This is a genomic window from Bacillus cereus group sp. Bc031 (genome assembly GCF_027716265.1).
GTDB classification, from domain to species: Bacteria; Bacillota; Bacilli; order Bacillales; family Bacillaceae_G; genus Bacillus_A; species Bacillus_A paranthracis.
On record NZ_JAQFUL010000026.1, the window covers coordinates 47679 to 58708 of the forward strand.

Genomic DNA, 11030 nt, shown 5'->3' on the forward strand with positions numbered 1-11030 from the left:
TTTGCGCTCACCGCGCAAAGCTTTTTTTCATATATTATAGACCAGCTTGCTCTTTTAAAGCTGCAGCTTTGTCTGTACGTTCCCATGATAGATCTACATCAGTACGTCCGAAGTGGCCGTAAGCTGCTGTTTGTTTGTAAATTGGGCGACGTAAGTCTAGCATTTTAATAATACCAGCTGGGCGAAGATCGAAGTTGTTACGAACTAGTTCTACTAATACGTCTTCAGATACTTTACCAGTGCCGAATGTATCAACTGAAATTGATACTGGTTGTGCTACACCGATTGCGTATGCAAGTTGTACTTCTGCTTTCTCAGCAAGACCAGCTGCTACGATGTTTTTCGCAACATAACGAGCTGCATATGCTGCAGAACGGTCAACTTTTGTTGCATCTTTACCAGAGAATGCACCGCCACCGTGGCGAGCGTATCCACCGTAAGTATCAACGATGATTTTACGTCCTGTTAAACCAGCATCACCTTGTGGTCCACCAATTACGAAGCGGCCAGTTGGGTTAATGAAGAATTTTGTTTCTCCATCGATTAATTCTGCTGGTACTACAGCTTTAATTACGTGCTCTTTTAAGTCGCGATCGATTTCTTCCCATGTAACATCTGGGTGATGTTGTGTAGAAATTACGATAGTATCAACACGTACTGGTTTACCATTTTCATCATACTCAACTGTAACTTGCGTTTTTCCATCCGGACGTAGGTATGATAATGTATCATTTTTACGTACTTCAGTTAAACGGCGAGCTAATTTGTGAGCAAGCGAGATTGGAAGTGGCATTAACTCTTGTGTTTCATTACATGCGAAACCAAACATTAAACCTTGGTCTCCTGCACCAATTGCCTCAATCTCAGCGTCAGTCATTTGACCTTCGCGTGCTTCTAGCGCTTGGTCAACACCCATAGCGATGTCAGCAGATTGCTCATCGATAGATGTTAAAACTGCACAAGTTTCTGCATCGAATCCGTATTTTGCGCGTGTGTAACCAATGCCTTGAATTGTTTCACGAACGATTTTTGGAATATCTACGTAAGTAGAAGTCGTAATTTCCCCCGCTACCAATACTAAACCAGTTGTTACAGTTGTTTCACAAGCTACACGTGCATTTGCGTCTTTTGATAAGATCGCATCTAAAATTGAATCAGAAATTTGGTCACAAATTTTATCTGGATGTCCTTCAGTTACAGACTCAGATGTGAACAGATGACGTTTTTTTGTCATGTGGTAAACCTCCCTACAGTAATTGTATATATTGTACGGAACTCATCCTTAATTTGCCACAGATTGCGACATACATTTATTCTCCCACACAAGCATACAGAAAAACCTTTCCTACATAATAGAGAGGAAAGGTTTAATTTGCTACTTGCATACTGCTTTTTGCCCTTCGCTCTTATCGTTCGAGACCTGTAGCCTCGCACAGGTTTTAGCACCTATTCACTTGTGTTTACCAATACAAGTGAGGTTGCTGGGCTTCATCGGGCCTGTCCCTCCGCCAGCTCGGGATAAGAGAGTATCCGTCCCAACCTATACTAAAGAAATGATATTCATTTGTCAATTAATATTCACATTTTCGTGAAAGTTTTTCTCAATGCGCCTAAAATGAAATATTAATAAGGAAATAATGTATTCACACAAACAAAAAGAAATAAATAGTATACATTATTTATATAATTGTGTTATACTCTTGTTGGGGATTACGAGAAATATTTCATTAAATGAAAAGGATGGTATATAAATATGAGTACTGTGAATGTCCAAATTGGTTTACACGAATTATTGAACGGAAGCAATGCACAGATTCAACTAAGTGTTCCGCAATTAGTGGAAAAAGTATTAATGCGAAATGAAGGGAAATTAACTTCGACTGGTGCCGTTTCTGCTTCAACTGGAAAATATACAGGACGTTCTCCTAAAGATAAATTTATTGTGAAAGAAGCATCGGTTGCTGACAAAATTGCTTGGGGAGCAGTGAACCAACCGATTTCTGAAGAACATTTTAATAAATTATATACGAAAGTTTTAGAATACTTAAAAGAGAAAGAAGAGTTATTCGTCTTCAAAGGATTTGCAGGCGCTGACCGCAATTACCGCCTACCAATTCAAGTTATTAATGAATATGCATGGCACAATTTATTTGTACATCAACTATTCATTCGTCCAACTGAAGAAGAATTAACAACTCATGAATCAGAGTTCACAATTGTTTCTGCACCGAATTTCAAAGCTGATCCAGCTGTTGACGGTACAAACTCTGAAGCATTCATTATGGTTTCATTCGAAAAACGTATCGTACTAATTGGTGGTACAGAATACGCTGGAGAAATGAAAAAATCAATCTTCTCTATTATGAACTTCTTATTACCTGAACAAGATATCCTTTCTATGCATTGCTCTGCAAACGTAGGTGAAGAAGGCGATGTAGCATTATTCTTCGGTTTATCTGGAACAGGTAAAACAACATTATCTGCTGATCCAAACCGTAAATTAATCGGTGATGATGAGCACGGTTGGTCTGATAACGGTGTATTCAATATTGAAGGCGGTTGCTACGCGAAATGTGTAAACCTTTCTCACGAGAAAGAACCACAAATTTTCGATGCAATCACATTTGGATCTGTTTTAGAAAACGTTATCATTAATGACCAAACGCGTATCGCAGACTATAACGATACTACTTTAACAGAAAATACTCGTGCTGCATACCCTATGCATGCGATTGACAATATCGTACTGCCAAGTGTTGCAGGACACCCAAATACAATTATCTTCTTAACTGCTGATGCATCTGGCGTATTGCCTCCAATCAGTAAGTTATCAAAAGAACAAGCTATGTATCACTTCTTAAGTGGTTACACTAGTAAACTAGCAGGAACAGAGCGCGGTGTTACATCTCCGCAAGCAACATTCTCAACTTGCTTCGGTTCACCATTCTTACCACTTGATGCATCTCGCTATGCTGAAATGCTTGGTGAAAAAATTGAGAAACACGATGCGAAAGTATTCTTAGTAAACACTGGCTGGACTGGTGGCGAATACGGCGTTGGTAAACGTATGAACTTAGGTTACACTCGTGCAATGATTCAAGCAGCATTAAGCGGTGAACTTGCGAAAACTGAAACAGCTAAACATGACATCTTCGGTCTTGAAGTTCCACTTCACGTACCAGGTGTACCTGACGAAGTGTTAATGCCTGAACAAACTTGGGCTGATAAAGCTGCTTATAAAGCAAAAGCAATCGAACTTGCAAATGAATTCAAAGCTAACTTCAAAAAGTTCGACAGCGTATCTGAAGACATTATTAACTTAGGCGGCCCAATCGCTTAAGCGCAAACTTTCTGTTGGAATAACCCTTTACTCATATGAATAAGTGTCGTGTAACCGTAAAGTTTCGCGTACTCACCGACAAAACCCAATGCGGCTTAACGGTTACACACACTTACATAAAAAAGAAGCTTACGTTTTTTACGTAAGCTTCTTTCTATATCTTATATAAAGTAAAACGTTACTCTCTTCATCTGTGACTTCGTTTGTTAATTTACAGAATTTTCACTTTATATTTACTTATTTTTAGTTTTTCATGATATAATTTACATATATAGGAAGGGGTGAAACCTATGAAAAATTTTTCTCGTACAGGAAAAATTTTATTCAGTTATGGAGCGATTTAAATGTTTTGGGGACTTGTAATGCTTAACGTTAATTTATTTGAGCATACAAGTGAAACGATAAAATATATTATTCTAATTACCGGAATAGTTTTTTGTATTATATCCAACTTTTTTAAAGAACATAAAAGTCATACTAATACGTAATTTCATGTTAACTTATCGGAAGCAAAAACCTGTATTTTATGCAATGTTTCGCTTCCTGTTGTACTATTCATCGCTGGATTCCTTATTCTAGGGTAAATTCATTTTTACACATACAACTTACGGATTCGAACATATAAATTACATCCCTCTAGTTTCACAACGTATGGAGCTAAAAAAGGATTTAAACGCTTCTATCCCTCGCTAGATCCTCTATTCCATCTAAAAAGAGGCTTTTTATCTTTTTGTTAGTTCCTTTTCATCTTTCATACTATAATAACCTAAGTTCACAACGATTAAAAAATAACCGCCCATAATCCCTACTGCAAATGCCCACATTACCATATGGTGCTCAATTTCGTACATAATAATAGCGCCTAAAATAGCAGCCGCAAAACGATTAAACATACCGAGCGTCGGCGCTTTCGTTTTCTTTACGATACTATCTCCAAGCTTCTCAATTCGTCTCCCTAAAAGCCAAACGCAATACATACTTACGATAAGTCCAATTCCTGCACCTAAAAAATGTGCTGAAAACGGCGTTACCATCCAGCCTAGTAAAAGAATACCTAGTATATAATACTATTGAATTTTAAACGACCTTAATGACATACTAATCATGATGTTCTCCTCTTCCGTAATTTTTATCTATCCAACAATAAATTTTTTCAAGTCTATACTACTTACATTTATTTCACTCAAATTAAAAACAACATAAACGGTATGTTTATGTTGTTTAAATATTTTTAGAAAATAATATTATACAAGATTTCAAAGATCATCCCCCCATAATTTGTGACGTTTTTTCAAACATTTTTCGTCCATTTATGAAAAAATTGATATCAATGTATGAACATACGGATATGATGTAATAAGTACACAAATAAAGGGGGCGTCTAATGATTTATTTTTTAATGGCTCTCATTCACCTCATTATCCCTGCACTTATTGGACTTTCATTATATTGGTACACGAAAAACCATAGTATTTTCTACGCTGTCCTCGGTGTCCTTCTTCCGGGTATTATTCTTATTACACTCTTCCGTATTCCATTTTTAAACTTAATTCCACTTATTACTGCGATCTTATTTCTCATCTTCTTACCAAAAATAAAAAAATAGGAAAGCAGATCATAGGTGATCTGTTTTCCTATTTTGATATAGGTTCCCCCGCAGTAGAATGCACTTTTACTTTCTCCGATTTCACAAACCATAAACCGAAGAAAATAATAATTCCACCGATTATTTGTTGAAACGATACGTATTCATTTGCCCATACAGCTGCAAATAAAACAGCTACAAGTGGCGTTATATACATATATACCATCGTATGTGATGCTCCAATTTTTTGAACGCCTACATACCACATTACTAAACCAAATACTGTTACAAAGAAAATAGAATATAGTAAAGCGAATAGTGTTATTCCATGTGTAATATGAAATGGCATTATAAATACGTATGGTCCACTTAAAAGCAAGAGTGGAATCGCGCCAACTAGTGCTGACCATGCGGTAACACGTAGCGCTGAATATTTTTTAATTAATGGACCAGCTAAAACAGGATAAAGCCCCCAACATATTGATGTAATGAGTCCAATCCCATTCCCGTAAAAAGAACTAGCCAGTGAATGCCCTGCTACTAAAACTAAGGCTGCACCACAAAAGGCAATAATCGAACCGATAAGCTTTCGAGAAGAAAACTTTTCTTGTTTTAAGATAATCGCAAATACAGTTGTAAAAATAGGTGAAATAGAAATGAGTAAAGAGGCATTTGTAGCGGATGTATATTTAACAGTTTCCATAAATAACGTTTGATACAGTACAATACCTACAACGCTAACGATGATTAATCTAGGTATATCTTTTCTCTCCATATAAACCGACTTTTCAATAAAAAATGTAAGGAGTAACATAAGCGGTGCCGCCGATATCATCCGAAGTGCAGTAAACTCAATTGCTGTAAATTCTAAAAGTCCATATTTCGCAATCGTAAAATTAATCCCCCAAATAATAACGACTGCTAAAATTAATAACTCAATTCCCCATCTTCCCATGCGTATCCCCTCCGCAAATAAAATTATACAGAAAATTCAATCATATGTACATTTCATTATGTGAAAAAAATCTTTTTATTGTATGAAACGTTTGGGGGCATGAAATTATATCAGCGATTTTTTAAATATATCGACTTATCAACAAAAAACGACAAGAATAGCGACTTATACAATAAAAAAGGTGGTTCCAAAATACGTTTTGGAACCACCTTTTCTTTACTACACTCGAACGTGTAACTTCATATTTGGATTATAAAATTGGCTCGGGCTCTTCAGCTGAAACGTCCCTCCACCTTCATGCCAATCAACTGTTAATTTATCATCCATAAATACAAGCTTTGTGCGATCTGCGATAAAATTCATTGTGCTAGATTCGATATCCACATCGCGCTCATCTTTTTCTGCTACAGCTACTAAATCGATAATTCCGCTCATTACACAACCGCAACCTTCATTATCGTAAAATAACTTTATATATTTCGCTTCATTTGGAATCGTATCCACAATCTTTTTATATGCTGCTTCTGTTACAGTAACGTACATACTCTAATCTTCATCCTCTCTTCTCGTATCCTTCATATATTGTACCACCATTTTTCTTTAAAAATATATACAGAAAATTACGAACAATATACAATGTATGTAGTAAGTGAAAGAAACATTGATGTATAATTGGTTTAAAGAAAATTTTGAAGTGGATGTTACTTTGGTTCCACAGGAAAAATGGTGGTTATAGTATATAAAAGATATATCCATTTCAATTCTAAAAAAATCAATAACAGACAAATTCACTATATATTACCACCATAAAAATACCCATATCTTAGATTCGTAATTATACATAATGCACCAATAGTGTAAACACTTCCGGATTTTTATTCACAAAAAAGGGAAATCACTCTCAAATAAATGATTTCCCTTTTTAAAATATATTTTTTATTGTATCGGCAACATAACCTTCACCGTCGTTCCAACCCCAACTTCACTTTCAAAACTCATTTTACCGTTGTGGTCTTTAATAATTTTTTCTGTAACTACTAAGCCTAAACCTGTTCCCGTTTCTTTCGTTGTGTAAAAGGCTTCATTTAGCTTCGGGATTTTGTCTTTTGGAATGCCGCAACCTTCATCCTTAACTTGAACAATGATTGCATCTTCTACAGTCACTTTAATCGTAATCGTTCCGCCAACTGACATTGCTTCAATCGCATTTTTAATTAAATTAAAAAATACTTGTTTTAATCGTTTTTCATCGCATGTAATCGATGGTATGTCTTTACTATAAATACCTTGTATGTGCACACCTTGATTTAAAGCAGGCTTCCCCATAACTCGAATAACATAAGCGATAATTTCTTCTATATTATGAACTTCTGATTCTATTGATTTAGATTTCTCAAATCCACTAAGTTCTGTAGCGATTGTATGAATTCGTTCTACTTCTTGTTTCATAATATCACTATATATTTTATCCTCTGGATATTTAATCGCTTGCTTATTCACAAATTTATCTAAATTGGCTAAAGGTCTTTTAATTTTGGAACCAATAACTGTAGCCATTTTCCCAACAGTTGCTAACTTTTCTGTTTGTTGTATTTCTTTATTCATCATCTCAAGCGTACGAACGTAAGATTGGAACCTTACAAACATAATCCAACATATGATAGTAAATACGCTATATAATGCCATCGGGATTAAAACGAGTGATGAGTGAATCATGATTCCTATAAGAGCATATTTTCCAACAAGTATGCTCGGAACTAACCAAAAATATCTTTTATTCACAAAAAGTGGGGCAAATAAAATAAAAAATCCTTCTACTATATTCCCACCATCAAACTCAGCATCACTACCGTAGTAAATCATAATATTATGGATAAAATCTAATAGATTATATCCAATTAGAATAATATACTTTACTGCAAATGGATTTTTCCATTTCATAAAGTATATTCCAATGCAAAATAAAACCACCATCAGAAAATAAAGCCATAAACCTAAACCATCTTCAAATTGTCCTACTCCTTCTTGCTCTCCTCCTATTAAAGGTACAATAAATTCGTAGGCAAGATCGTATACAAAAAATATAATGAAAAATAAACTTAAATATATTTTCAGCGCCTTCATTTCTTCATTTTTAAATATATCGTCTTTATTCATATGGTAACTCCTAGCTTTTCTCCCACTTGTACTTCATTATTTCCACACTTTTTTGGAAGAATAATATCTATTCTCGTTCCCTTATCTCTTTCACTTGAAATATGTAACGTACCAAGGTGTTCGTTGACAATTCGATCTGCTACCGTAAGTCCCAAACCAATTTTATCCTGTTTTGTTGTATAAAAAGCTTCTGTAACACGAGCCACATTCTCTTTCTTAATACCGTAACCATTATCGATTACACTTAGCATTACATAATCTTGTCCTTTATTTTCTAACCGTAACTCTAATGTGCCACCTTGCTCCATTGCCTCCAGAGCATTTTTTATGACATATAGAAAAACTCCTCGCATTTTCCGCTCATCACATTCAATTTCTATCATCTTTTCTTCGATATTAGAAATAAGCTGGATACTAGATTCATTCATTTTTTCTCGAAGAATTGCTACTGCTTGTAATACAATTTCACCTATATTATGTTTTTTATAAATAGAAGGTTTACATGTAGCAACTTCCATCAATTCTTTTATCATATTATTCATATTTTCTATTTCAAAAATCATCTGTTTATAAATAGGGTCCTCTTCATGCTTCTCTCGTTGTAATTGCGTAAACCCTTTCAATGAAGCAAGTGGATTTTTAATTTCATGTCCCACTGTCGCTGCCATCTTTCCGATTACTGCTAATTTTTGTGATTCACTAGCAATCTTAATACTTTCCTTTACTGCTGAAAGGTATTGTATAAATCGATTTAAAATGATGTATGCTGCTATTAATACGAGTGTATACATAATGAGGAACATAAATCCTTTTACTTCTTTTAATACAAATAAGTAAATTACATATTTCCCTACAATAGTTGAAAGTACAAACACAAAATATTTTTTATTTAAAAATATAGGTACAAAGAAGATAAGAATAATTTCTACTATATTTCCCCCATCAAATGCCGCCTCATTATAAAGCATATACGAAAATATGTTAGCAATTTCTATTCCTATGTATGCAAATACACATGCATATTTCACAAAATTCACTTTCTCTTTTTTTATTAAATATACATTTACACCGAGTATTGCAGTTCCGCAAATAACTTGCCATAGTATGCTATGTCCCTTATCCGTTAGTGATTTATTTTCTAATACGATTGCATAGAAAATTTGGTATGAAACAACAATGACGTATAGCACCCACAAAAAGATTTTGGCATTCCTTTCTTCTTCTTTATATGATAGAAAACTTTCCTTCACTTCAACACCCCTTCAACATAATATCTCTAAGAATACCATTTATTATAATAAATGCTTTCCTTATACAAACAAAGATAAATCGAACATTTGAGGAAAATCATCCCAAAATCGTGATATTTTCAGACGATATGCAATCATAAAAATTATAAACAATAATACGTATATTATGTGGGAGAGATTTTATATAAGTGGTAAATTAACTATCCCTCACTAATCGGGCTTTTACGGGGAATTGATGAGGAATAAGTAACTACAATCTTTCACACGTAAGAATGAAGGAAAGTTTGGTGTCTTAATAGAACGAAATCCTACACTCCTAGCGGATGAAGTAAACGAAGAACTTATAAAGTTTTTGCATTCATAAAAACCTATGCCAAATCGTATCGATAGGAACGTAGTTTTCAAAAACGTTAAAATTCACACATTTCTCACAAATCAACTGATAAAACGATTATATTTTCATTTATACTAAATGTACAGGTAATACTCCCTAAACCCAGCTTGTCTGGTTACCCCGTTAAATACTATAAAAAAGAACTTGTATCATTATACAAGTTCTTTTTGTTTCTTTTATCCCGCTTTAACGGGCAGTAAGACCCCCACCTCAAAATTCAGCAAAGCAAAGAAGTTAGGTGGGGTTCGGGCTGCCCATAAAAGTCCGATCGGTGAAGGCTAATAATCAGTGGGGGATGAAGAAGCCCCCCACTGATTAAAGTTTCACTTTATTTAAAGAGGATATCTTTACTATATTGATTTCCGACGAGTAAATCATATTGGAGCATTTTATATTGTTCTAACATTTCTTTTTGTTTCTTTGTTAAATCATTGATTACCTCTCCATTTTTATCAACTTTTAATTCATCTCTAAGCACTGGTATTTCCTTGTAAAATGCCGATAAAAATTGATAAAATAAGGATTTATTTAATCCTGCATAATCAAAAATAAGATTAGAAAAATAAATTGGACTTACTACACCTAAATTATCATTTGGCATATCAAAGTTTGCGTACATTAATAGCGGCGTTTGGGCCATCGCTAAACGTTCGCTCGGTGTTTTTTCATTCGTTATATACCCATTCTCTTTATAAAAAGATTTATTTGTTCCTAATGATGGAAGATGATCTCCAAAGAATACTAATAATGTAGGTCTATCTAAATTATCTAGTTGCTCTATTAAATATTGAAGGGCCTCATCTGAACGTCTTAACCCTTCTGTATACGTTTCTAATTCTCCCTTTGATTCTTCATTTTCTAGCCCACTAATTTCTATTAGGTTTTCACCAAATCGGCCCTCTGTAAATGGAAAATGATTTTGCATCGTAACTACATGAATAAATGTAGGTTGTTTTTGTTTCTCTAACTCAGCAATTATCTCTTTACTCATCGCTAAATCACTAATATAATCTCCATCAACATCTACATTTTCCATCGTATCAGCTGCATTAAATTTATCAAATCCTAACACCTTATATACATCATCACGTTTAAAGAATGTGCGACCAAATGAATGAATTGCACTTGTGTAATACCCTTCTTTTTTCAACGCCGTAGGGATTGATGGAATTTCTTTCTTATTTGTAATAACCTGCTGATATGGTATAGAACCTGGCTTTAACAAACTCATTGAATAACTCGTTAATGCCTCAAATTCAACGTTCGCCGTATTTCCCCCATGCCCATCAACTTAAGAACGAAAACAAAATGAACTTTCGTTCAAACAAACTAAAAAACACGTAATGTAC

General features: G+C 34.4%; 8 protein-coding genes, 2 pseudogenes and 1 riboswitch. Of the genes and pseudogenes, 3 read left to right on the forward strand and 7 right to left on the reverse strand.

What is annotated here, in order from left to right; translation table 11 throughout:
* Window positions 1-34: 34 nt before the first annotated feature.
* A complete protein-coding gene (metK, locus tag PDQ33_RS12460; RefSeq protein ID WP_000163125.1) occupies window positions 35-1234 on the reverse strand; it encodes a methionine adenosyltransferase in 1200 nt (399 codons plus the stop codon).
* 169 nt (window positions 1235-1403) lie between these two features.
* Window positions 1404-1525: riboswitch (SAM riboswitch) on the reverse strand.
* Between the two features lie 228 nt (window positions 1526-1753).
* Between metK and pckA the strand changes: the two genes are divergently transcribed.
* Both pckA and PDQ33_RS12470 read left to right on the forward strand, forming a co-directional pair.
* Window positions 1754-3340 carry a phosphoenolpyruvate carboxykinase (ATP) gene (pckA, locus tag PDQ33_RS12465; protein WP_000108804.1) on the forward strand — a complete coding sequence of 529 codons (1587 nt, stop codon included), beginning with the start codon at window positions 1754-1756 and terminating at the stop codon, window positions 3338-3340.
* 290 nt (window positions 3341-3630) lie between these two features.
* A pseudogene (locus PDQ33_RS12470) lies at window positions 3631-3828 on the forward strand (hypothetical protein).
* Between the two features lie 234 nt (window positions 3829-4062).
* Here the strand turns inward: PDQ33_RS12470 and PDQ33_RS12475 are convergent.
* Entirely contained in the window at window positions 4063-4401 is a 339-nt protein-coding gene (locus tag PDQ33_RS12475; RefSeq protein WP_270755822.1) for an ATP synthase subunit I, read from the reverse strand.
* 323 nt (window positions 4402-4724) lie between these two features.
* Between PDQ33_RS12475 and PDQ33_RS12480 the strand changes: the two genes are divergently transcribed.
* Window positions 4725-4946 (forward strand): hypothetical protein, encoded by a 222-nt coding sequence (locus PDQ33_RS12480; RefSeq protein ID WP_000639042.1) that lies wholly within the window; start codon window positions 4725-4727, stop codon window positions 4944-4946.
* Window positions 4947-4974: 28 nt separating this feature from the next.
* Here the strand turns inward: PDQ33_RS12480 and PDQ33_RS12485 are convergent, their stop codons facing one another.
* From PDQ33_RS12485 to PDQ33_RS12505, 5 genes and pseudogenes are all read right to left on the reverse strand, one after another.
* A complete protein-coding gene (locus PDQ33_RS12485; protein WP_061132009.1) occupies window positions 4975-5880 on the reverse strand; it encodes a DMT family transporter in 906 nt (301 codons plus the stop codon).
* Window positions 5881-6099: 219 nt separating this feature from the next.
* Window positions 6100-6423, reverse strand: coding sequence for an iron-sulfur cluster biosynthesis family protein (locus PDQ33_RS12490; protein ID WP_000289578.1), 324 nt, complete (start codon window positions 6421-6423; stop codon window positions 6100-6102).
* 393 nt (window positions 6424-6816) lie between these two features.
* Window positions 6817-8037, reverse strand: a complete 1221-nt coding sequence (locus PDQ33_RS12495; RefSeq protein ID WP_061132008.1) for an ATP-binding protein — start codon at window positions 8035-8037, stop codon at window positions 6817-6819.
* Entirely contained in the window at window positions 8034-9287 is a 1254-nt protein-coding gene (locus PDQ33_RS12500) for an ATP-binding protein (RefSeq protein WP_270755819.1), read from the reverse strand. The genes PDQ33_RS12495 and PDQ33_RS12500 overlap by 4 nt, the downstream gene beginning before the upstream one ends.
* A gap of 722 nt (window positions 9288-10009) precedes the next feature.
* Window positions 10010-10960 (reverse strand): annotated as a pseudogene (locus PDQ33_RS12505) (LTA synthase family protein); the annotation flags it as partial.
* Window positions 10961-11030 lie beyond the last annotated feature (70 nt).

Bases quoted from the DNA above. Each gene is read 5' to 3' on its own strand.
- PDQ33_RS12490 (WP_000289578.1), bottom strand. From the start codon at position 6,423: ATGTACGTTACTGTAACAGAAGCAGCATATAAAAAGATTGTGGATACG.
- PDQ33_RS12480 (WP_000639042.1), top strand. From the start codon at position 4,725: ATGATTTATTTTTTAATGGCTCTCATTCACCTCATTATCCCTGCACTT.
- PDQ33_RS12495 (WP_061132008.1), bottom strand. From the start codon at position 8,037: ATGAATAAAGACGATATATTTAAAAATGAAGAAATGAAGGCGCTGAAA.
- PDQ33_RS12485 (WP_061132009.1), bottom strand. From the start codon at position 5,880: ATGGGAAGATGGGGAATTGAGTTATTAATTTTAGCAGTCGTTATTATT.
- pckA (WP_000108804.1), top strand. From the start codon at position 1,754: ATGAGTACTGTGAATGTCCAAATTGGTTTACACGAATTATTGAACGGA.
- metK (WP_000163125.1), bottom strand. From the start codon at position 1,234: ATGACAAAAAAACGTCATCTGTTCACATCTGAGTCTGTAACTGAAGGA.